Annotated in this window: 17 protein-coding genes and 3 pseudogenes; 7 read left to right on the top strand and 13 right to left on the bottom strand. The window is 64.1% G+C overall.

Features of this window, described 5'->3' with window-relative positions:
* The first annotated feature begins 10 nt into the window (after positions 1-10).
* Complete coding sequence (gene lpdA / locus YP76_RS08100; protein ID WP_046763292.1) at positions 11-1,426, top strand: dihydrolipoyl dehydrogenase; 1,416 nt, start codon at positions 11-13, stop codon at positions 1,424-1,426.
* Positions 1,404-2,041, top strand: a pseudogene (locus tag YP76_RS08095) (phosphatase PAP2 family protein). The gene lpdA and the pseudogene YP76_RS08095 overlap by 23 nt, the downstream one beginning before the upstream one ends.
* Here YP76_RS08095 and YP76_RS08090 read toward each other — a convergent pair.
* From YP76_RS08090 to YP76_RS08040, 11 genes and pseudogenes are all read right to left on the bottom strand, one after another.
* Positions 2,015-3,501 (bottom strand): annotated as a pseudogene (locus YP76_RS08090) (DUF2142 domain-containing protein). The pseudogenes YP76_RS08095 and YP76_RS08090 sit on opposite strands and share 27 nt — an antisense overlap.
* Before the next feature lie 290 nt (positions 3,502-3,791).
* Positions 3,792-4,739, bottom strand: coding sequence for a hemolysin family protein (locus YP76_RS08085; protein ID WP_046763061.1), 948 nt, complete (start codon positions 4,737-4,739; stop codon positions 3,792-3,794).
* 18 nt (positions 4,740-4,757) lie between these two features.
* Complete coding sequence (gene ybeY / locus YP76_RS08080) at positions 4,758-5,258, bottom strand: rRNA maturation RNase YbeY (RefSeq protein WP_046763060.1); 501 nt, start codon at positions 5,256-5,258, stop codon at positions 4,758-4,760.
* Between the two features lie 20 nt (positions 5,259-5,278).
* Positions 5,279-6,298, bottom strand: coding sequence for a PhoH family protein (locus YP76_RS08075; protein ID WP_046763059.1), 1,020 nt, complete (start codon positions 6,296-6,298; stop codon positions 5,279-5,281).
* 122 nt (positions 6,299-6,420) lie between these two features.
* On the bottom strand, positions 6,421-7,770 hold the full coding sequence (gene miaB / locus YP76_RS08070) for a tRNA (N6-isopentenyl adenosine(37)-C2)-methylthiotransferase MiaB (protein WP_046763058.1): 1,350 nt from the start codon (positions 7,768-7,770) through the stop codon (positions 6,421-6,423).
* A complete protein-coding gene (locus tag YP76_RS08065; RefSeq protein ID WP_046763057.1) occupies positions 7,760-8,527 on the bottom strand; it encodes a lysophospholipid acyltransferase family protein in 768 nt (255 codons plus the stop codon). The genes miaB and YP76_RS08065 overlap by 11 nt, the downstream gene beginning before the upstream one ends.
* Positions 8,528-8,533: 6 nt before the next feature.
* On the bottom strand, positions 8,534-8,956 hold the full coding sequence (locus YP76_RS08060) for a Fur family transcriptional regulator (protein WP_046763056.1): 423 nt from the start codon (positions 8,954-8,956) through the stop codon (positions 8,534-8,536).
* A gap of 124 nt (positions 8,957-9,080) precedes the next feature.
* The gene (locus YP76_RS08055; RefSeq protein ID WP_046763055.1) at positions 9,081-9,506 is read right to left on the bottom strand and encodes a MucR family transcriptional regulator; all 426 of its coding nucleotides are present in this window, start codon (positions 9,504-9,506) and stop codon (positions 9,081-9,083) included.
* Positions 9,507-9,618: 112 nt separating this feature from the next.
* A complete protein-coding gene (locus tag YP76_RS08050) occupies positions 9,619-10,098 on the bottom strand; it encodes a GNAT family N-acetyltransferase (RefSeq protein WP_046763054.1) in 480 nt (159 codons plus the stop codon).
* Positions 10,095-10,721 carry a tRNA (adenosine(37)-N6)-threonylcarbamoyltransferase complex dimerization subunit type 1 TsaB gene (gene tsaB / locus YP76_RS08045; RefSeq protein ID WP_046763053.1) on the bottom strand — a complete coding sequence of 209 codons (627 nt, stop codon included), beginning with the start codon at positions 10,719-10,721 and terminating at the stop codon, positions 10,095-10,097. The genes YP76_RS08050 and tsaB overlap by 4 nt, the downstream gene beginning before the upstream one ends.
* A gap of 101 nt (positions 10,722-10,822) precedes the next feature.
* On the bottom strand, positions 10,823-11,395 hold the full coding sequence (locus YP76_RS08040) for a NifU family protein (protein ID WP_046763052.1): 573 nt from the start codon (positions 11,393-11,395) through the stop codon (positions 10,823-10,825).
* Positions 11,396-11,511: 116 nt separating this feature from the next.
* Here YP76_RS08040 and YP76_RS08035 point away from each other — a divergent pair, with 116 nt between their 5' ends.
* The 3 genes and pseudogenes from YP76_RS08035 to YP76_RS08025 all read left to right on the top strand — a co-directional run bounded on the left by YP76_RS08035 (position 11,512) and on the right by YP76_RS08025 (position 16,811).
* On the top strand, positions 11,512-11,982 hold the full coding sequence (locus YP76_RS08035) for a pyridoxamine 5'-phosphate oxidase family protein (protein WP_046763051.1): 471 nt from the start codon (positions 11,512-11,514) through the stop codon (positions 11,980-11,982).
* A 357-nt stretch (positions 11,983-12,339) separates the two neighbouring features.
* Positions 12,340-13,725: a DEAD/DEAH box helicase gene (locus YP76_RS08030; RefSeq protein WP_046763050.1), complete on the top strand. Its 1,386-nt coding sequence runs from the start codon at positions 12,340-12,342 to the stop codon at positions 13,723-13,725.
* 195 nt (positions 13,726-13,920) lie between these two features.
* Positions 13,921-16,811: pseudogene (locus tag YP76_RS08025) on the top strand (M16 family metallopeptidase).
* Positions 16,812-16,884: 73 nt separating this feature from the next.
* Here the strand turns inward: YP76_RS08025 and YP76_RS08020 are convergent.
* Together YP76_RS08020 and YP76_RS08015 are read right to left on the bottom strand one after the other, a co-directional pair.
* Complete coding sequence (locus tag YP76_RS08020) at positions 16,885-17,091, bottom strand: hypothetical protein (RefSeq protein WP_046763049.1); 207 nt, start codon at positions 17,089-17,091, stop codon at positions 16,885-16,887.
* A 76-nt stretch (positions 17,092-17,167) separates the two neighbouring features.
* Positions 17,168-17,755 (bottom strand): TetR/AcrR family transcriptional regulator, encoded by a 588-nt coding sequence (locus YP76_RS08015; protein WP_046763048.1) that lies wholly within the window; start codon positions 17,753-17,755, stop codon positions 17,168-17,170.
* A gap of 114 nt (positions 17,756-17,869) precedes the next feature.
* On the opposite strand from YP76_RS08015, the gene YP76_RS08010 reads away from it, so the two are divergent.
* A complete protein-coding gene (locus YP76_RS08010) occupies positions 17,870-19,033 on the top strand; it encodes an efflux RND transporter periplasmic adaptor subunit (RefSeq protein WP_046763291.1) in 1,164 nt (387 codons plus the stop codon).
* Between the two features lie 3 nt (positions 19,034-19,036).
* Positions 19,037-22,207 carry an efflux RND transporter permease subunit gene (locus tag YP76_RS08005; protein WP_046763047.1) on the top strand — a complete coding sequence of 1,057 codons (3,171 nt, stop codon included), beginning with the start codon at positions 19,037-19,039 and terminating at the stop codon, positions 22,205-22,207.
* The last annotated feature ends 2 nt before the right edge of the window (positions 22,208-22,209 follow it).

The following is a 22,209-nucleotide window of genomic DNA, read 5'->3' as shown; positions in this document are numbered from 1 at the left end:
GAGTTTGATCATGGCTGAGAATTACGATGTCATTGTCCTGGGTTCGGGGCCCGGCGGCTACGTGGCGGCGATCCGGGCTGCTCAACTGGGGCTGAAGACCGCGATCGTCGAGCGCGAGAATCTGGGCGGCATCTGTTTGAACTGGGGCTGCATCCCGACCAAGGCGCTGCTGCGTTCGGCGGAAATCTACCATTATATGCAGCATGCCAAGGATTATGGCCTGGCGGCCGAGAAGATCAGCGCCGACATCGAGGCGGTGGTGAAGCGTTCGCGCGGGGTGGCCAAGCAGCTCAATCAGGGCGTCACCCACCTGATGAAGAAGAACAAGATCACCGTCCATATGGGCGAGGGTAAGCTGGTCGCGAAGGGCAAGCTGTCCGTCACCAAGGACGGCAAGGCCGAGGAACTGACGGGCAAGCATATCATCATCGCGACCGGCGCGCGCGCCCGCGACCTGCCGCAGCTCAAGGCCGATGGCAAGCGGGTGTGGACCTATCGCCATGCGATGACGCCGCCGGAAATGCCGACCAAGCTGCTGGTCGTGGGTTCCGGCGCCATCGGCATCGAATTCGCCAGCTTCTACAATGATATGGGCGCGGACGTGACGGTGGTGGAGATGATGGACCGCATCGTGCCGGTCGAGGACGCCGATGTCTCCAACTTCCTCGAAAAGGCGTTGAAGAAGCAGGGCATGACCATCCACACCGGCGCGAAGATCGAGAAGATCGCGACCGGCGACAAGGGCGTGACCGCGACCATCAAGGGCAAGGATGGCAAGGATGTCACGGACGAATATAGCCATGTGATCGTCGCCATCGGCATCGTCCCCAATGTCGAAAATCTGGGCCTGGAGGATGTCGGCATAGAGCCGGACCAGCGTTTCCATATCAAGACGGACGCCTATGGCCGCACCAATGTCGACGGTTTCTGGGCGATCGGGGACGTCACCGCGCCGCCATGGCTGGCGCACAAGGCGAGCCATGAGGGTGTGATCGTCGCTGAATCCATCGCGCAGGCGCTGGGCAACAAGGATGTGCATCCGCACGCCATGGACGTGCGCAATATTCCTGGCTGCACCTATTGCCATCCGCAGATCGCCAGTGTCGGCCTGACCGAAGCCAAGGCGAAGGAAGCGGGTCATGAGGTGAAGGTCGGCATGTTCCCCTTCATCGGCAATGGCAAGGCGATCGCGCTGGGCGAGGCGGAAGGCTTCACCAAGACGGTGTTCGATGCCAAGACCGGCGAATTGCTGGGTGCGCATATGGTCGGCGCGGAGGTGACCGAGATGATCCAGGGCTATACCATCGGCAAGACGCTGGAGACTACGGAAGCGGAACTGATGCACACGGTCTTCCCGCATCCGACCATTTCGGAATCCATGCATGAAAGCGTGCTGGCCGCTTATGGGCGTGCGCTCCATATCTGACCGGCGCAAAGCCATGGCAAAAGGCGCGGGAGCTTTGGCCCTCGCGCTTTTTTGCGTTCTGGGGATCGCGCTGGTTCAGCGGCAGGGGCTGCTGGACGCGATGAACCATGGGCTGATGGGCATGGCGGGCCGGGCGCGGGACAGTGCGACGGGGGGAGCGTCACCTGGCTCATGCAGGGGGCGTCCGCGGTCGGGGGAACGGCGGGGCGGCTTGTCCTGCTGACGGCCTGTTGCGCGATGCTCTGGGGCCGGCGGCGGCGATGCGCATTGTGGCTGCTGTCGGTGATGGCCGGGGGCACGTTGCTCAACCTTGCGCTCAAACAGATATTCGCGGCGCCCCGCCCCGATCTTCTGCCGCATCTCGACATTGTGAACAGCTACAGCTTCCCCAGCGGCCATGCGGCGGGGAACATGATCTTCTTCGGGGCGCTGGCGCTGCTGTTCGGGCGGCGGGCGGGTTATGCCGGTGCCGGGCTGGCGATCGCGCTGATCGGAGTCAGCCGGGTGTGGCTGGGCGTGCATTGGCCGAGCGATGTGCTGGCGGGATGGATCGAGGGGCTTGGCTGGCTGGCGCTTTGCGCGGTCTGGCTACCAGCGCGGCGAGGGCAGGATTAGCGCGCGTTCCAGGCTGCGATGCGGCGGCATGCCGTCGGCTGTGACGAAGCCATGGACCCAGAAGCTGTCGAAGGCCGTGGCGGCTGCGATGAGCAGCAGCAGGCTTGCGCCCGCCGCAAAGACCGCGCGGGCGCCGTATATCGGATCGGCGGGCATCAGCGCGAGCAGGACCAGCGGCAGGATCGGCAGGAAATAGCGCCCCTGCGTGCCCTGGATATAGTCGGCGCCAAGCGCCGTGCCGGTCAGGTACATGGCGGTTTCGATCAGTAGCGCGGTGCCGATCGCGATCGTCAGCCACCAGAGGCGCTGACCCAGGGAAAAGCGCATCTCCGATCCGCTGAACAGGGCGCCGATGAGCATGAGCATGGCGAGCGGATAGGCCAGCAGCGGCAGCAGGATGGCGTTCCAGCCGAAGCGGCCGACGGTCTGGAGCGCATAGACGGGCGCGCGTTCCGCGACGCTGGTGGCGAGGACGTGCAGATAGGCGAGCGGCGAGTGGGTGATGACCGCCAACTGGTCGGCGAGCGGCGCCGTGGTGACCATTTCGCCGGTCTTGCGCGAGACGATATGATAGAGCGCCTGGCTGCCGCCGGAGAGTTTCATCCACAGGATGAAGGCGATGGCACCCAGGACCATGGCGCCCGACAGGAGCAGCGGGCGCAGGTCGCGGCGGCCCTCGGGCCAGCGCAGGCCGGCGGCCATGAGCGGCAGATAGACTCCCTTCGCGAGCGCCAGCAGCGGCGCGGTCACGATCAGCGCCAGGCCGCGCCTTTCGGTCCAGCCGGTGAAACCGGCGCGCAGCGCGAGGGCGAGGCCGAGGAAGCCGAGGCCGTTGATGACCGCATCGGGCGACAATGATCCGCCTTGATAGGAAAAGGTCGGCAATAGCGCGATGGCGAGTAAGGCAGGACGGCCAAAGGGGATGAGGCGGAGAGCCAGGCCGAGCATGGCCAGCGCGAACAGCGCATTGGCGATCCGGCCGCCATAGAAGGCGCCGAGGCGGGCAGGCCCATATTGTCGCCAATGGCGAGGCCCAAGGCCGCCGGAGCATAGAGCGAGGGCGCGTAACTGGCGACATTGGGGAAATCGGCGAAGCGGCGCTGGCCGAGCTCAGCTTGCCCGGCGGTCCATGCCCGCGTCAGCATGGTCCGGTCGAAGCGACGCGGTTTGGGAGAGGCGCCGGTCGGGAAATGGACATCGTGCAGGTCGATGGCGGCGGCGGGCAATTCGGCGCCGATCTTTGCGCCGCGCCGTTCGGTCAGGATGCGGCCTTCCGACAGCATCAGCGCCTTCATATAATGCTGATTTTCATCGGGCGCCTGAAAGGGCGGGGTAATGCAGGCGAAGAACAGGGTGGCGAGGCAGACCAGCGCCAGCAGCCACTTTTCCATGGCCGTCCAGGGGCCTGGGATCAAGGTCGCGCGCCGCGCCTGGGGGGATGTCCGTCTTTCCTGCCGCATCAGGGCGCTCTAGCGCCGAGCCCTTAATATTTCCCAGCCAATGCCGATCCCGAGCGGTTCATTTACGGATATTGGCGCTCGCCGGGCCGGCGTTGATATGGTTGCTGGAGGACAAGGCGGCTCAGGTCGAGCGAGGCGCGGTGTTCCGGGCATCTTTCATGCTTTCGCGGTTCGAAAGACTTTCCTGAAAGGCGACGGGGCTGAAAGGCGACAAGACCCGGGTCGAGCCCGGGGTGACAAGGGGAAGTGGAAGCGACGGAAGGGCCCGCCGTCGCCGAGGTTCAGGCTTTTCAGGATTCTTCCTCGATTTCCTTCGTTGCTGGCGGATGGAGCCGCAGCCGGGTGACGCGGCGGCCGTCGCTGGCCAGGATTTCGAGTTTCCAGCCGCTTTGCCCGTGCTCGACGATTTCGCCCGGTTCGGGCACGCGGCCCGCGATCACGAAGGCGAGTCCGCCCAGCGTATCGACATCTTCCTCGATGTCGGCAAGCTTTTCGTCGATTTCCTTGGCGACATCCTCCAGTTCGGCGCGGGCATCGGCTTCCCAGAGGCCGCCTTCCAGCGGGACGAGCATGGCCTCCGGCTCCTCGTCATGCTCATCCTCGACCTCGCCGACGATTTCCTCGACCAGATCCTCGAAGGTGAGCAGGCCTTCGGTGCCCGAATATTCGTCCAGCACGATGGCGAGATGGGTGCGTTTCGCGCGCATTTCCGCCAGCAGGTCGAGCGCGCCCATGCTTTCGGGCACGTAGAGCGGCTGGCGGATCAGCGGTTCGAGGCTGTCCGGGACCGGTGCCTTGCCGGCCATGATCGCGAAGGCGTCGCGGATGTGGATCATGCCGACGATGGTGTCGAGATTGTCGCGGTAGACGGGGATGCGGCTATGGCCGGCCTCCGCGAACAAGGCGGCGAGATCGGCGAAGCTCGCCTTTTCCTCGATCGCGATGATGTCCGCGCGGGGAACCGCGACGTCGTCGACCGTATGTTCGGAAAAATGGAGGAGGTTGCGAACCATCTGGCGCTCGATCGCCGACAGGTCGCCCTTGGCAGGATGGGACGTGCCCTCATCCTGCTGTTCCTCATCATATTCGTCGAGCGCATCCTCCAGCTCCTGGCGGAGGCTATGGCTCTCTTCTTCTCCAAAGAGCAGCGATTTCAGGCCGCTCCATAAACCGCCTTCGTGGCTACTACTGTCCGGTTCCTTGGAACCGTTGCCGTCCTTCGGACTGCCTTCAGCCATGTTCGTCCATTATCCCTGTTAGCGATCCCCGTAAGGATCGGAAATGCCGAGGCTGAACAGCGATTGCGTTTCAAGCGCTTCCATCGCTTCGGCCTCGGCGTCCTCCATATGATCATATCCCAGCAAATGAAAAGTCCCATGAATGATGAGATGCGTCGCATGGTCGGCAATGGAGATGCCTTTTTCGGCAGCCTCGGCGGCGCAGACCCCCTCCGCCAGCACGATATCGCCCAGTATCACCTCACCATCATCGGTGTTGGCTGTGGCCTCCAGCAGGTCGGACTGCACCATCGGGAAGGACAGGACGTTGGTCGGCTTGTCCTTGTCCCGATAGGCGCGATTGAGCTGATGGACCTCCTCGTCGGTGGTGAGTTTGACCGCGACCTCGTACAGCGCCTCGTCCGTGGTGAAATTGGCATAGGGGCTGTGGCTGATGGCCGAAACCACGGCGCGTTGGGCAAGCAATTCCCAATCGGTATCGGGCCAGCCCTGTTCATGGAGGACGGCGACTTCAATCATTTTCCGGAAACTCCACGAAATCAGGCATCCGGGCCTTCATAGGCCTGGACGATGCGGCCGACGACCGGGTGGCGGACGACGTCGCTGATGCCGAAGGGCACCACCGAAATGCCCTCCACCCCCTCCAGCCGGGTGACGGCGTCGGCCAGGCCCGAAATGCCCGGCTGCGGCAGGTCGACCTGGCGCGGGTCGCCGCAGATGACCATGCGGCTGCCCTCGCCGAAGCGGGTGAGGAACATCTTCATCTGGGCGATCGTCGTGTTCTGCGCTTCGTCCAGCACGATGAAGGCGTTGGACAATGTGCGGCCGCGCATGAAGGCGAGGGGGGCGATCTCGATCTCTCCGCTCGCGATGCGGCGTTCGACCTGCTCGGCGGGGAGCGTGTCGTAGAGCGCGTCGTAGATCGGGCGGAGATAGGGGTCGACCTTCTCCTTCATGTCGCCGGGCAGGAAGCCGAGGCGCTCGCCCGCCTCGACGGCGGGGCGGGAGAGGATCAGGCGGTCGACGCTGCCGGTGATGAGCTGGCTCACCGCCTGGGCGACGGCGAGATAGGTCTTGCCGGTGCCGGCCGGGCCGAGCGCGAAGATGATGTCGTTGCGGGTGAGCGCCTCCATATAGGTCACCTGCGTCGCGGAACGCGGGACGATGGTCTTCTTGCGCGTGCGGATCATCACCTTGGGCGGTTCGGCCACGTCATGGCGGATGATGCCGTCCAGCGTCGGTTCGGCGGACATGGCGATGACCGCTTCGACCGCCCCGGCGTCGATTTCCTGTCCGGCGACGATGCGGTTGTAGAGGCCGGTCATCACGTCGCGGGCGCGGGCGGCGGCTTCGACGTCGCCCTCGATCTGGAGCTTGTTCCCGCGCGCGGCGATATAGACGCCGAGGCGGTTTTCGATGGCGACGAGATTTTGGTCATATTGGCCGAACAGCGCGCCCAGCAGATGCGGGCGGTCGAAGGTGACTTCGAGACGGGCGCGTTCGGCCCGGGACCGTTCAGCCAGTTCGGTACGATGGTTCTGGTTCGGTTTCTTCGACATTCAGCGGCCTCCCTGTTCACCTGTCACACTCGCATGGGCGAGTATCCATCTCCTTCTCGTTGCGCCTGGCGGACAGGTTCGGAGATGGGTTCCCGTTGTCACGGGAACGACTGGTTTTGGGTTCAAGCGGCCTTCCTCCTGCTGGGTTGCCCGGCCAGACTGTTCGGACCGGCGCTGATGATATCGACTTCGACCATGTCACCGATGGACAGGTCCGGGGCGGTGACGACGACCGACTGGAGCCAGGGCGACTTGCCGATGAGCTGGCCGGGATGGCGGCCCTTGCGCTCCAGCAATATCTCCGTGCGGCGGCCCACGGTCGCGGCATTGAATTCGGCCTGATGGCGGTTGATCACCGCCTGAAGGCGGGCGAGGCGTTCGTCCATCAGTGCGGCGGGAATCTGGTGATCCATGTCGGCGGCGGGGGTTCCGGGGCGCGGGCTGTATTTGAAGCTATAGCATTGCGCGTAGCGGACCTGCTCGACGATCTTCAGCGTATCCTCGAACTCGGCATCGGTTTCTCCGGGGAAGCCGACAATGAAATCGCCCGACAGCGCGATGTCCGGGCGCGCTTCGCGGACGCGGTCGATGATGCGGAGGTAGCTGTCGGCGCTGTGGCTGCGGTTCATGGCTTTGAGCACCCGGTCGTTGCCCGACTGGACCGGCAGATGGAGAAACGGCATCAATTTCGGTTCGTCGCCATGGGCGGCGATCAGGCCGTCGTTCATGTCGTTGGGATGGCTGGTGGTGTAGCGGATGCGTTTCAGCGCATCGATCTTCGCCAATTCGCGGACGAGGCCGTCCATGCCCTGCGTGCGACCCTTGTCATCCTGGCCTTCCCAGGCGTTGACGTTCTGGCCGAGCAGGGTGATTTCGCGCACACCGCCGTCGATCAGAGCCTTTGCCTCATCGAGGATGGCGGACCAGGTCCGGCTGATTTCCGCGCCGCGCGTATAGGGGACGACGCAATAGGTGCAGAATTTGTCGCAGCCCTCCATGATCGTCAGGAAGGCGGTCGGGCGAGCCTGCTTGGTGCGGGCAGGAAGGGCGCCGAATTTCGAGGCCAGCGGCATGTCGGTGTCGACGGCTGCCTCGCCCCGACCGGCCTTGTCGATGAGGCCGGGCAAGCGATGATAGGCCTGCGGACCGACGACGATGTCGACATTGCGGGCGCGGCGCTGGATTTCGCTGCCCTCCGCCTGCGCGACGCAGCCGGCGACGGCGATCATCGGGCGGCTGCCGTCCTCCCGCGTCATGCGGCCGATGTCGGAATAGACCTTGTCCACCGCCTTTTCGCGGATGTGACAGGTGTTCAAAATGACGAGATCGGCCTCGGCGCCCTCCGCCGCTGCGGTCATGCCGCGCTCACCCAGCATTTCGGCCATGCGCTCGCCATCATAGACGTTCATCTGGCAGCCGAAGGATTTGACGTGGAAAGTCGCTGGAGTCTTTGGGGCGTCGTTACGATTCATGCGGTCCAGCTATACAGGGCCTGGGTTGCGAGGGGAAGCTTGCGATGCTGGCGGCGATCCTTTCCTGCGTCATCGTCGCGAGCGCCTTGCGATCCGGGCAGATGGCGGGGTCGAACGGTTCCAGGAAACGCAAGGTGACGTCGAGCCGGCCCTTGCGTTCCAGCAGCCTTTTCACATTGGCGCCGGCCGGTTCGTCGCTGTGCCAGGCGATTTCCGGGGTCGCCGTGCCATAATCGATATGCACGGGCTGGATACGGACGGAGCGCGGCGGTGGGAGCAGGACCGCAAGCAGGGAGGGCTTGAAGGGCAGCAGGCCCGTGCCGTCGCTGGTGGTGCCCTCCGGGAACAGCGTCACCGGCTGGTGCCCGGCCAGTGCGGCGCGTAGCGCCTCGAGCTGCGAGGAGAGGGCGCCGCGCCGGTTGCGGGCGACGAACAGCGTGTTGTTCTGTGCGGCGAGCCAGCCGATGATCGGCCAGCCCGCTATGCCGTCATGCGCGACGAAGGCCGTGCCGGTCGCGCCGCCCAGCGCCAATATGTCGACCCAGCTCACATGATTGGCGATGATGAAGCTGTCGCCTTGAAAGGGATGGCCTTCTATGGCGACGCGGGCGCCGACCGAGCGCGCGGCCAGCCCCAGAAAGCGCCTCGGCCAGGGGGAGCGTGCATGGGCGGCGCGCCAGAATAGATGGGGGATCAGGCAGAGCAGCAGGCTGGCGGCGAGCGCCCCGGTGCGCGTGATGCGGCGAAGTCTGGCCAAGCTGCCTCAGTGTTTGCGATCGAGCGCGACGCCGTACAATTCCATGCGATGGTCGACCAGGCGGAAGCCGAGCTTTTCGGCGATCTGCTTCTGCAACTGTTCCAGTTCAGGATCGACGAACTCGATCACATTGCCGGTTTCGACATCGATCAGATGGTCGTGATGGGATTCGGGCGCCGCTTCATAGCGGGCGCGGCCGTCGCCGAAATCGTGACGGTCGAGAATGCCCGCTTCCTCGAACAGGCGGACGGTACGATAGACGGTGGCGATCGAAATGCCCGGATCGATCGCCGAAGAGCGCCTGTGCAATTCCTCCACATCGGGATGATCAGTGGCGTCGCTCAGCACCTGGGCGATGACGCGGCGCTGTTCGGTAATGCGCAGGCCCTTTTCATGGCAAAGGGCCTCTACGTCGATCTTGCGGTTCATGCAGGCTCACTTGCTGGAATTTGCGGTCAATCGGCGCGAGCCTAGCGGCTTTTGCCATAGCGTAAAAGGGGGCGTGCCATCAGCACGCCCCCTTTTGCATGAGTTTTGCCCACAGGGGGCCGGATTATTTGGCTGCGCGGGTGCGGCGGCGCTTGGTACCCAGGCCGATTTTCTTCGCCAGGCTGCGGCGCTGTTCGGCATAGTTGGGCGCGACCATCGGATAATCGGCCGGCAGGCTCCACTTGGCGCGATAATCCTCCGGCGTCATCTGATAGTGGGTCATCAGGTGGCGCTTGAGCATCTTAAGCTTTTTGCCGTCTTCCAGGCAGATGATATAGTCGGGCTTGATCGACGAGCGGACCGACACCGCGGGTTCCGGCTTCACTTCCGGCGCGGCGGCCGGCGTGGCAAGCCCCGAAAGCGCGGCATGCACATTCTGGATCAGCGTAGATACGTCGGAGACGGCGACGCTGTTGTTGGAGACATGAGCCGCCACAATGTCCGAAGTCAAAGTAATGAGCAGTTCGCTCTGGGCCGATTCGGTTTCCATTTCTTTTTCCTGTGAAGGCTATTGGTGATGCGACCCGCACCAGGAAAATCATTTCAGGGGCGGTATGGGTCAGCTATACCCCCGGTTTCTTTTTGGCAAGCGTTGATTTAGATTACCGAAGCATGTCGATACGGAAGCTTAGCGCATCGTGAAGTTGTCCGTCGTTACCGCGATAATAACCAGGGCGGCGGTGTACATATTCGAAGCCGATCTTTTCATACAGCCTGATCGCTGTATTGGATGCCCTAACTTCCAGATTCATCGACGTAATGTTGCGTCTGCGCGCCGTCTTGAGGCTGTCGACCAGGAGGGCCTCGCCAATGCCGCGCCCGCGCCAGAGCGGACTGACCGCCAGGAGCAGCAATTCGCATTCGTCCAGCACGGAACGCACCAGCGCGAAACCCAGCGGCGCGGCGTCGATCCGGGCGATGGTGAGCCAGGTGCCGGGCATCGTCATCACGCCGGCAAGCTGCGGCAGGGTCCATGCCTCGCCATAAGCGGGATCGAAGGCGCGGCCCATGACGTCCATGGCGTCGCTCATGGCGTTGCGCTCGCCGTCGTCATAGGTGTGGAGGGTGAGACCGGGGATCATGGCGCCGCGCGTTCCGCCATCGGGCGGGCATCGGCGCCGCGGCAGTAGACGGGCGAAGGCGGCAGTGCGGGCTGGGCGGCGATCAGGGGATAGTCGGCGGCATCGGGGTACAGGTTGATCGCCGTGCCATGGCCGCGCGCCGTCACCAGCGCTTCGGCGCCCGTACCGTAGAGCAGCGGTTGGTCGAGTTTCTGTGCCAGCGTCGCGATCGGGGTGGAAGCGGGGGCCGTGAGCGATGTCAATCCGTCCGGGGAGAAGCTCTGCCAGAACAACTCGCCATGGCCGCCGGTGATGGTGACGGCGAGGAGGCCGCCCTCATGCCTGGCCGCCGCCCTGGCGGCGATCAGGCTGAGCGCGCCATAGCCGTGCAGCGGAACGCCCCAGGCCAGCGCCAGCGCGCGGGCCGCAGCGATGCCGATGCGCACGCCCGTGAAGCTGCCCGGTCCGACATCGACGGCGATGGCGTCGGCCTTGCCGCCGTCGGGCATGGAGGCGATGGCGGGCAGCAAGGCTTCGGCATGGCCGCGCCCGACGATCTCATGGAAATGACCGATCGGCGCACCATCATCGAGCAGCGCGACGGACAGCGCCTGTGTCGCGGTATCGATGACCAAGATACGCAAAGAAGACCCCTGTAATGCGTTCGCCCGACGGGGCGCCTGGTTCAGCGGTTAATCGATCAGGACCGGTTTGCCAATTGGCCGTTCCCGATTGATCTCGGCGTTCAGACGGCGCGAACCTCGGTCACTTCGGGGACATAATGTTTGAGCAGTTGCTCGATACCGTTCTTGAGCGTCGCGGTGGAGGAGGGGCAGCCCGAGCAGGCGCCCTGCATCCGCAGATACACGGTTCCCTTGTCGAAACCGCGATAGATGATGTCGCCCCCGTCATTGGCTACGGCCGGGCGGACGCGGGTGTCGATCAGTTCGCGGATCTGGGCGACGATTTCCGCATCTTCCGGATCGTCGGCGAATTCCTCCTCTGCCGGCACGAAGATCTCGCCGGCCGAACCCGGCGTGAAGAGGGGCATGTTGGCCGAGAAATGATCGAGCAGGACGGACAGGATATCCGGCTTCACATCGCTCCACTGCGCGCCCGGTGCGATGGTCACGGAAATGAAGTCGCCGCCGAAGAACACGCCGGTCACGTCGCCCAGGCCGAAGAGGGCGTCGGCCAGCGGAGAGGCTTCCGCTTCCTCCGGCGTCGCGAAATCGCGGGTGCCCATGCCCATGACCACGCGGCCGGGAAGGAACTTGACGGTGGCCGGATTGGGCGTCGGTTCGGTCTCGATCAACATGCGCGCTATGTGGAGAGAAGAGTGCGCAAGATCAAGCTTTCGTGCTAAATTGCCTGTCGGAACTTCGCTTGGTGCCGTCGATTGAGTCTTTCGCGAAGACACGATGGAGAGAAGATATGAGCAACGAGTCCGACATCCGCCGCCGTTTCTGGACCGAATTGTCCCAAAGCCCCTTTCTGATGGTCGGACTTCAGGGATCGCATGCACATAGCATGCCGATGACGGCGCAGCTTGATCCGGGCGCGAGCCATTGCTTCTGGTTCTACACCACGCGGGAGAACCGGCTGGCGGCGGGTGGGCCGGCGATGGCGCAATTTGTCGCCAAGGGGCATTTCCTGTTCGCCTGCATCGACGGGACGCTGGTCGAGGAAACGGACCCGGCGGTGATCGACCGCTATTGGACCCATGATGTGGCGAGCTGGTATCCCGGCGGGCGGCAGGACCCGCACCTGCTGATGCTGCGCTTCGATCTGGGGCATGCGGAAATCTGGCGGGCGGACATGTCGCTGGGTGGAATGTTCAAACAGATGTTCGGCGGCGACGTGCGCGAGGAGATGCGCGGCAAACATGTCGAAGTGTCGCTTTAGGGGCGCGCGGTTCAAGGCATTGCCATTCCCGTCACCCCGGATTTGATCCGGGATGACGAGGCCGGGCGTGATGATAATCCACAGAAATCGGCCCTTTGTAGGCGGGTTTCCAGCATCCACTTGCTTTTTCCTGTTTTTCCCATCATATGCGCCGCAGCGCAGCAGTTGGGCTTTGCCCTTATCAGCGATTGGCAGCGTGATCGCTCCGGCCGGACAGGCATTGGGGCCGGCCAATGAAAGTCTGCGCCAAGCTTTGAGGCTTCCCTTTTCACGCGGGTCGTTTCGTAACCCGCCTTGCGCCCTTGCTGCGTCCGTGCAGTTCAAGTCGGCGCGTGGGCCGACTTGTGAGTTCAATTTATGCAATTTACCGACCTTGGCCTTTCCGAGCCTATTCTGAAAGCGCTCGCCGCCAAGAAATATGCTTCGCCGACGCCGATCCAGAGTCAGGCCATTCCCGTCCTTTTGCAGGGCAAGGATCTGTGCGGCATCGCCCAGACCGGCACCGGCAAGACGGCGGCCTTCGCGCTGCCGAGCCTTGACCATTTCGCCCGTAACCCGAAGCCGACGCCGCTTCAGGGCTGCCGCATGCTGGTGCTGTCGCCGACGCGCGAGCTGGCAGCGCAGATCGCGCAGAGCTTTCGCGACTATGGGCGCTTCCTGAAGCTTTCCGTCGAAGTCGTGTTCGGCGGCGTGCCGATCAACCGGCAGATCCGCGCCTTGGGGCGTGGCGTCGATATCGTCGTGGCGACGCCCGGGCGTCTGCTCGACCTGATCGACCAGCGGGCGTTCACGATCAAGGATACCGAGATTTTCGTCCTCGATGAAGCCGACCAGATGATGGACATGGGTTTCATCCATCCGTTGAAGCGGATCGCCAAACTGCTGCCCAGAGAACGGCAGAACCTGTTCTTCTCCGCGACCATGCCGGGCGAGATCGAGGCGCTGGCCGCGCAGTTCCTCAACGATCCGGTGAAGGTGAGCGTCGCGCCGCAGTCGACCACGGCCGAGCGGGTGCGTCAGCAGGCGACCTTCGTCAACCAGATGGAGAAGCAGGCGCTGCTCAACCTCACGATCAGGAGCGAGGATATCGATCGCGCCCTGATCTTCACCCGGACCAAGCATGGCGCGGATCGGGTCGTGCGCTTCCTGGAGGGTGCGGGCATCCAGGCCGTGGCGATCCACGGCAACAAGAGCCAGGCGCAGCGGACCACCGCCTTGCAGGCGTTCCGTCATGGCCATGTGAAGCTGCTGGTGGCGACTGACATCGCGGCGCGCGGGATCGACGTTTCGGGCGTGTCCCACGTCATCAATTTCGAGCTGCCCAATGTGCCGGAGCAATATGTTCACCGTATCGGCCGAACCGCGCGGGCCGGGGCCGAGGGCGTCGCGATCAGTTTCGTGGCGGATGATGAACGGCCCTATCTGAAGGCGATCGAGCGGACGACCAAGGTGAAGCTGGACGTCGTGCCGCTGCCCGAGAATTTCGTCGAGGCCGTGCGCAACCTTCCCAAGGCCGCGCCGCAGCGCAAGGGGCGCGAGCAGACGCCGGAGCAGAAGGCCAAGCGCGCCGATGGCCAGCGCCGTTATCAGGACCAGCAGAAGCAGCAGCGCGGCAATGCCGAGCGGGCGCATCGTCCCGATGGCGAGGCCCAGCCGGCGAAGAAGAATTTCCGGCGGCGGCGCGGCGGCGGCGGCGGTGTCGGCGCGCATAAGGGCGCGATGCAGAAGACCGGCGGGCGGTAAGCTGCCCTCCTTTTGAAGGAGCGGTACGCGAGCGGTACGCCCTTCCCCTGTGAAAGCAGGAACCCGGGCCCGCCGTCTGAATTGGTTCCCGCTTTGGGAGGAGCATGTCCTATCATGATCTTCGCTCCTCCTGCCTTTGCCGGTGGCCTTCTTTGTCAGTGGTCATTCAGGAAAATCTCTTTAGGCTAGGGCCTCATGAGCTTTTCCTTCCGGCGCTCTGCCGCTTCGCTTTCCGTCCTGGCCCTGTTGCTATCGGGAGTTTCCACGCCTCTGGCGGCGAAGGTGGATCCGACTGCTGCGCCCGCCGTCCCCGGTTCCACCAAGGCGCAGGTCAGGCCCTGGCTCTACCAGAACAGCGATGTGCCGATCGATCCGGCCTGGCGATTTGGCGAGCTGTCCAACGGATTGCGCTATGCGATCCGGCGCAATGGCGTGCCGCCGGGGCAGGTTTCGGTGCGGTTGCGGATTGATGCCGGGTCGCTGATGGAGCGGCCCGATGAACTGGGTTACGCTCATTTCATGGAGCATCTGACCTTCCGCGGCTCCCGCCATGTGCCTGACGGCGAATCCAAGCGCATCTGGCAGCGGCTGGGCGTGACCTTCGGCAGCGATAGCAATGCGCAGACGACGCCCACCGGCACGACCTACGCGCTCGATCTGCCGCAGGCGACGCAGGCGAGCCTGGGGGAGAGCCTGAAGATCCTTTCAGGCATGATGATCGATCCCAATATCGTGGATAGCGCCGTCAACGCCGAGCGGGCGGTCGTGTTGGCCGAGAAGCGCGAGGGCGATGGGCCGCAGATGCGGATTTCCGACGCGACGCGCCAGCATTTCTTCGCCGGGCAGCCGTTGGCCGATCATAGTCCCATCGGCACGGTGGCGACGCTGAATGCCGTGACGGCGGCGAAGATGGAGGCTTTCCACCAACGTTGGTATCGGCCCGAAAATGGGGTGATCTCGATCGCGGGCGACATCGATCCGGCGCTGGCCGAACAATTGCTCAAGGATAATTTCGCGGGCTGGACGGTGCCCGGCAAGGGTGTGCCGCTGCCCGATTTCGGCGAGCCCGATGCCAAGGCGCCCGCGACCAGGGTGACGGTGGAACCCGGCGTGCCCACCGGGCTCACCATGGCGTGGTTGCGGCCATGGAAACCGCGTGCCGACACCATCGTCTATAACCAGGACAAGCTGACCGACATGCTGGCCCTGCAGATCATCAACCGCCGTCTGGAGCAGGCGGCGCGGGCGGGCGGCAGCTTCCTTCAGGCAAGCGCGGACCAGCAGGATGTCAGCCGGTCGGCGGACGGCACCTTCATCACCCTGGTTCCGACCGGCGACAATTGGGAAAAGGCGCTTTCCGACGTCCGCGCCATCATCGAGGATGCCAAGGGTACGCCGCCAAGCCAGATCGAAATCGACCGCGAATATGCGCAGATGGATACGGCGCTCGCGATCCAGGTCGAAAATTCCGATACGGAAGCGGGTGCCAAGCAGGCGAGCGATCTGGTGAGCGCGGTCGATATCCGCGAAACCACGGTCAGTCCGCAGGCGGCGCTGGACATCTTCCGTTCCGGCAAGCCCATGATGACGCCGCAGAAGATACTGGATTCGACGCAACGGCTGTTTTCGGCGGGGGTGTTCCGGGCGATGCTGATCACCGGCAAGGTCCTGCCCGGCGTCGACGCGAAGCTGGCGGCGGCGGTCGCCGCGCCGGTCAAGGCAGCGACCAATGCGCGGCTGGGCGACAAGGTCGTGACCATGGCCGACCTGCCGAAGTTGGGTGCGCCGGGCAAAGTCGTGTCGCGCGCCCCCATCGGCCTGCCGGGGATGGAGAGCATCATCTTCTCCAACGGCGTCAGGCTGACCCTGTTCGCCAACGATGCCGAGACCGAGAAGGTGCGGATCAACGTTCGCTTCGGCCATGGACAGCAGGCTTTTTCGCCGACGAGGCCGGTGGCGGGCTGGGCGGCGGACTATGCGCTGGTGGCGAGCGGGATCGGCAAGCTTGGCCAGCGGGAACTGGATGACCTGACCAATGGGCGGCGCATGGGGATGGATTTCTCCATCGACGACGACGCTTTCGAATTGCAGGCGGTGACACGACCCGCCGACTACAAGGATCAGTTGCAGCTTTTCGCGACCAAGCTGTTCGCGCCCGGATGGGACCCGGCGCCGATCGCGCGGGTCAAGACCGGGGCGGGGGTTGCCTATGACGCCATGGCGCGGGCGCCCGATTCCGTGCTGGCGCGCGATCTCAACTGGCTGCTGCATGACAAGGATGTGCGGTTCCGTACGCCCTCTCGCGCCGAGATAGACGGGCTGACGCCGCAGGCGTTCCGCGCGACCTGGGAGCCGTTGCTGGCTTCGGGGCCGATCGAGATCCAGATTTTCGGACAGGTCAAGGCGGACGACGCCATCGCGGCCGTTGCGGCGACCTTCGGTGCCCTGCCGGCGCGGCCTGACGTGGCGGTCCCGGCGGCGAACAGGCTGATGCGCTTCCCGGCCCATGTCGAAGTTCCGGTGGTCCTGCGCCACAAGGGCGACAAGGAGCAGGCGGCGGCCGTGATGGCATGGCCCACGGCGGGTGGCTTTGCACTGACGAAGGAGGCGCGGCAGCTCGAAATCCTGACGCAGATATTCAACGACCGGCTGTTCGACAAGCTGCGCTCGACCGAGGGGCGGCCTATTCGCCCAGTGTCCAGAACAACTGGCCATTTTCCTATGACAGCGGAGGGTACATCCTCGTCACCAGCCAGGTGCGGCCGGATCGGATCAAATATTTCTATAGCGTGGTGAAGGATACGGCCGCCGATCTCGCCAAAAATCCTGTGAGCGAGGATGAATTGCAGCGCGCGGTCGCGCCGATGCGGCAGTTGCTGATGCGCGCCGGGACGGGCAATGCCTTCTGGATGAACCAGATGGAGGGCGCGACCCACGATCCTCGCTATGTCCAGGCCATGCAGAGCATGGCGCAGGACATGCTGACCGTCACGCCAACCGACATCCAGGCGCTTGCGGCCAAATATCTGCTGCCCGGCAAGAGCTGGTCGGCGGTCGTCCTGCCGGAAGGCGTCGCTGCGCAATAGAGCTTCGTGCCATGCTGACGGAGCCGGTTTCTCGCCCCGGATCAGGTCCGGGGCGACGAGAAATAACCGGGGTTCAGACGGGAACGCCGTCCTTCAGTTCCAGCAATTGGCTGTACAGGCGGACATATTCCAGATGGATCGCCCGGATTTCGGGATTGCGGGAGCGCGCCGCCAGCCTGCGGTTGCGGTCGAGCCGCGCCTCGAAATAGCTGCGGTCGAAAGATGTACCGGAAATCAAGATGTTGCCTCCCGAAATGATCTGCGCGGCATAATGCGCCATTCCCGCTCCGGTTGCGGCAATGCACATCATTTCATGCTGCAAAGCGGCGGAACGAAAGGAAGCCGCGTCCGGCCGATCAGCTCATGGCGCGCAAGGCCGCGACCAGCATGTCGGCAGCCTGTCGAGCGGTGCATTCGGCGCTCAACGCAGATCCCGAAAGGCTGCGATGGCCGAGGCCGAACATGCAAGCCAGAATGATCTCCTCCGCACCTTCCAGCGCTTTGCCGGACAAGGCAGGATTGGCTATGGTGGCGAAATCGCCCAGCGACTTGCGGAAATGCGCGCACATGTCGGCAATGATCTGGGCCACCCGTTCATTACGGAATCCTTCGGCCAATATATCGAAGGACAGCGCCTCATGCGGATTGTCCATCATTTCCAGCAACAGCAATTCGAAGGTGCGCTCGATGCTGATTTCGCCAGCGTCCAGCCGTCGTTGCAGGGCCAGGATCATGGCCTCGCGGTCGCGGGTATCATTGGCGACGATCGCGTCGATAATATCCTCTTTGCCCTTGAACAGGCGGTAGATCTGGCCGACCGACACCTTGGCGGCGGCAGCCAGTTCGGCCATGGACGTCTGGTGAAAGCCATGGGCGGCGAAAAGGTCGCGCGCAGCGCCCAGGATACGATCCCGACCGCTCGGTTCATGTTGCAACGCAACCAAAATGCCGCCTCTTGTTTTTTACTCTTGAACAAATTGTGGCAGGTTCCTACCTGCGGCGCAAGCGGAATGAACGTTCATTCCGTTTCTGGACTCTGCGAAATGGAGCATCGGCCGATGCAAAAGGGGATTTTTGTGGCGCTGCTCGCCTGCGCGTCGACGGTGGCGCTGGGCGGCTGCGGCGAAAAACAGCAGCCGGTGCCACCGCCGCCTGTCGTCGGCGTGGTGACGATGAAGGTCGAGACGGCGCCGCTGATGAACGAATTGCCCGGACGCATCGCAGCCGCGGAAACGGCGGAAGTCAGGCCCCAGATCAGCGGTGTGATCCGCCGCCGCCTGTTTACCGAAGGCGCCGATGTCCGCGCCGGACAATTGCTCTACGAGATCGAGGATGCGCCCTATCGAGCGGCCCTGGGCCAGGCGCAGGGCGCGCTGGCGCGGGCGCAGGCCTCCATTCACGCGACCGGTTTGCAGGCGCAGCGCTACAAGGAACTGGTCGGCATCAATGCGGTGAGCCGTCAGGAAGCGGACAATGCCGCTGCGTCCGCGCAGCAGGCGCGCGCGGACGTTGCGGCCCAGCGCGCGGCGGTGCAGGCGGCGCAGGTGAACCAGAATTTCACCCGGATCCGGGCACCGATTTCCGGTCGCATCGGTCGATCGCTGTTCACGCCGGGCGCGTTGGTGCAGGCGGGCCAGGCCGACGCGCTGGCGACGATCCAGCGGACCGACATGGTCTATGTCGACGTCACCCAGTCGGCGGCGCAGATCATCGACCTCAAGCAGGCGATGAAGGCGGGCGGCGTCAGCGCGGATCAGGGCGCGCGGGTGCAGTTGCTGTTGCCTAATGGCACCGTCTATCCGATCGAGGGCCGGCTGCAATTTTCCGAAGTGACGGTCGATCCGAGTTCTGGCGCGGTGACATTGCGCGCGACCTTCCCCAATCCCGACGGCCTGCTGCTGCCCGGCATGTATGTCCGCGCCCGAATGGTCGAGGGGCAGCGGACGCAGGCCATATTGGCGCCTCAACAGGGCATCACCCGCGATCCGCGTGGCCGGGCGACCGCGATGGTGGTCGGCGCAGGCGACAAGGTGGAGGTGCGCCAGGTCGAAACCGACCGGCCGGTAGGCGACAGGTGGATCGTCACGAAGGGGCTGAAGGCCGGCGACAGGCTGATCGTCGAAGGGCTGGTCAACCTGCATCCCGGAACGGTGGTGAAGCCGGGCGCGCCGCAGCAGGTGACGGCATCCCGTGGGCAAGCCGGTTCGGGCGGGGCGAATTAAGCCGTGGCCCGCTATTTCATCGACAGGCCCATCTTCGCATGGGTCATCGCCATCGTCGTCATGCTGGCGGGCCTGCTGGCGTTGCGGTCGCTGGCCGTGGCACAGTTTCCGGAGATCGCGGCGCCCGCGGTGACGGTCGCCACCACCTATCCCGGCGCCAATGCGGAAACGCTGGAAAGCACGACGACCCAGATCATCGAGCAGCAGCTCAAGGGCATCGATCATCTCCGCTATTTTTCATCGAGCAGCGATTCCGCCGGCAATCTGACCATCACCCTGACTTTCGAACAGGGGACCGACGCCGACATCGCGCAGGTGCAGGTCCAGAACAAGCTGGCCCAGGCGACGCCGCTGCTGCCGCAGGAAGTGCAGCAGCAGGGATTGCGTGTCACCAAGTCCACCTCGACCTTCCTGATGATCATGGCGGTCTATGCCGATGATGGCATCCATGATCAGCAGGATGCCGGCGATTTCATCGCTTCGGCGCTTCAGGACCCGATCAGCCGCGTCAATGGCGTGGGCGATACCCAGTTGCTGGGCGCGCAATATGCGATGCGCGTCTGGCTCGATCCCTATAAGATGGCCAATCTGGGCATCACCACGGGCGACGTCAAATCGGCCATCCGGGCGCAGAATGCGCAGGTTTCGGCGGGGCAGATCGGCGGCACGCCATCGCCCAAGGGGCAGGCGCTCAATGCCACGGTGACGGCGCAGTCGCGCCTGAGGACGCCCGAAGAGTTCCGCCAGATCATGCTCCGCAGCAACAGCGACGGGTCGGTGGTCCGCCTGTCGGACGTGGCCCGGGTCGAACTGGGCGCGGAGAATTATGGGTTCGCCGCGAAGTTCAACGGTCATCCGGCCGCCGGTTTCGGCATCAAGCTGGCGCCGGGCGCCAATGCGCTGGATACGGTCGACGCTGTCAAGAACCGCATCGACGACCTGTCCAGGACTTTTCCGGCCTGGGTGAAATATGACTTCCCGCTCGACAATTCCACTTTCGTGCGATTGTCGGTGGATCAGGTCATCCACACGCTGTTCGAGGCGATCCTGCTCGTCTTCGTGGTGATGTTCATCTTCTTGCAGAACTGGCGCGCCACGCTGATCCCGACCATCGCTGTGCCGGTGGTGCTGCTGGGTTCGCTCGCGATCCTTTATGCGGCGGGTTTCACCATCAATACCTTGACCCTGTTCGGCATGGTGCTCGCCATCGGCCTGTTGGTCGACGATGCCATCGTCGTGGTCGAGAATGTCGAGCGGATCATTCAGGACGAGGGCCTCAGTCCGAAGGAAGCCGCGAAAAAGTCGATGGACGAGATCAGCGGCGCGCTGATCGGCATCGGTCTGGTACTGTCGGCGGTGTTCCTGCCCATGGCGTTCTTCGGCGGTTCGACCGGCGTGATCTTCCGGCAGTTCTCCATCACCATCGTCTCCTCGATGGTGCTGTCGGTGTTGGTGGCGTTGATCCTGACCCCGGCACTCTGCGCGACGATCCTGAAGCCCAAGGGGCACAGCCATCAGTGGACGGGCGTGCTGGGTTCGCGTTTCGGTCGTTTCTTCGACTGGTTCAACCGCACCTTCGACCGCAATGTCGCACGTTACGGCCGGACGGTGGAGAAGGTGGAGCGGCGCTGGGGCCGGACCATGCTGGTCTATGCGCTGATCGTGGTGGGCATGGGGCTGATCTTCCTGCGCCTGCCGGGCGGCTTCCTGCCCGATGAGGATCAGGGGGTCATCATCAACCAGGTCTCGCTGCCGACCGGATCGACGCTGGAGGAGACCGAGCGGACGCTGGCCAAGGTGCGCGACCATTATCTGGTCGACGAGAAGAAGAACGCCACCGCCGTCTTTACCGTTGCCGGTTTCGGCTTCGTTGGGCAGGGCCAGAATGTCGGTATCGCGTTCGCCCGGATGAAGGACTGGTCGGAACGCAAGGGGGCGGACAACAGGGTGTCGGCCATCGCGCTTCGCGCCAATGGCGCTTTCCGCAAGATCACCGCCGGCATGGCGATCGCCTTCGCGCCGCCCGCAGTCCAGGAACTGGGCAATGCGACGGGGTTCGACTTCCAACTCGTGGACCGGGGCAATCTGGGCCATCAGAAGATGCTCGAGGCGCGCAACCAGTTGCTGGGCATGGCGATGGGCGACAAGCGGCTGGCGCAGGTGCGGCCCAATGGCCTGGAGGATACGCCGCAGCTCAAGCTGGATGTCGATCAGGCCGCTGCCGGGGCGTTGGGCATCGCTCAGGCGGACATCAACGACACGATCAGCACGGCGATGGGCAGCAGCTACATCAACGACTTCATCGATCGCGACCGGGTGAAGCGCGTCTATGTGCAGGCCGATGCGCCTTTCCGCACCACGCCGGATTCGATCGGCGCGCTGCACGTGCGGGGAAGCAGCGGCGTGATGGCGCCGATCTCCTCCTTCGCAACGACCGAATGGACCCATGGTCCGGCCAAGCTGGAACGCTTCAACGGCGTGCCGTCGATGCAGATCATGGGCGCCCCCGCGCCGGGAGTGTCCACCGGCGAGGCGATGAAGGCGATGGAGGAAATGGCGGCCAAGCTGCCGGCGGGCGTAGGATATGAATGGAACGGCATCTCCTATGAGGAGCAGACCTCTGGCGGGCAGGCGCCCGCACTCTATGCGCTGTCGATGCTGATCGTGTTCCTGTGCCTTGCCGCGCTGTATGAAAGCTGGTCGGTGCCGATCGCGGTCATGCTGGTGGTGCCGTTGGGCGTGTTCGGCGCGGTGATCGCGGCGATGCTGGTGGGGCTCAACAACGACATCTACCTTCAGGTGGGCCTGATCACGACGATCGGCGTGTCGGCCAAGAATGCGATCCTGATCGTCGAATTCGCCGAGGAAAAGATGCGGCAGGGGATGTCGCCCGCACGGGCGGCGCTGGAGGCCGGCAAATTGCGTCTGCGGCCGATCCTGATGACAAGCTTCGCCTTTGTCTTCGGCGTGCTGCCGCTGGCGGTGGCGAAGGGGGCTGGCGCGGGCGGTCAGAACGCCATCGGCTGGGCCGTGGTCGGCGGCATGTTGTCCGCCACCATACTCGCCATCTTCTTCGTGCCGGTCTTCTTCACGGTGGTGAAGCGGTTGTTCCGCGAGCATCACGGCCGGAACGAAGACGGGCTTGAGGGCGGCAGCGCTCCGCAGGAGGCATAGAG

It is taken from the genome of Sphingobium chungbukense, from assembly GCF_001005725.1.
Classification (GTDB): Bacteria; Pseudomonadota; Alphaproteobacteria; order Sphingomonadales; family Sphingomonadaceae; genus Sphingobium; species Sphingobium chungbukense.
Note: the sequence above shows the minus strand (reverse complement) of the source record. Positions and strands in the feature narration are given on the sequence as shown.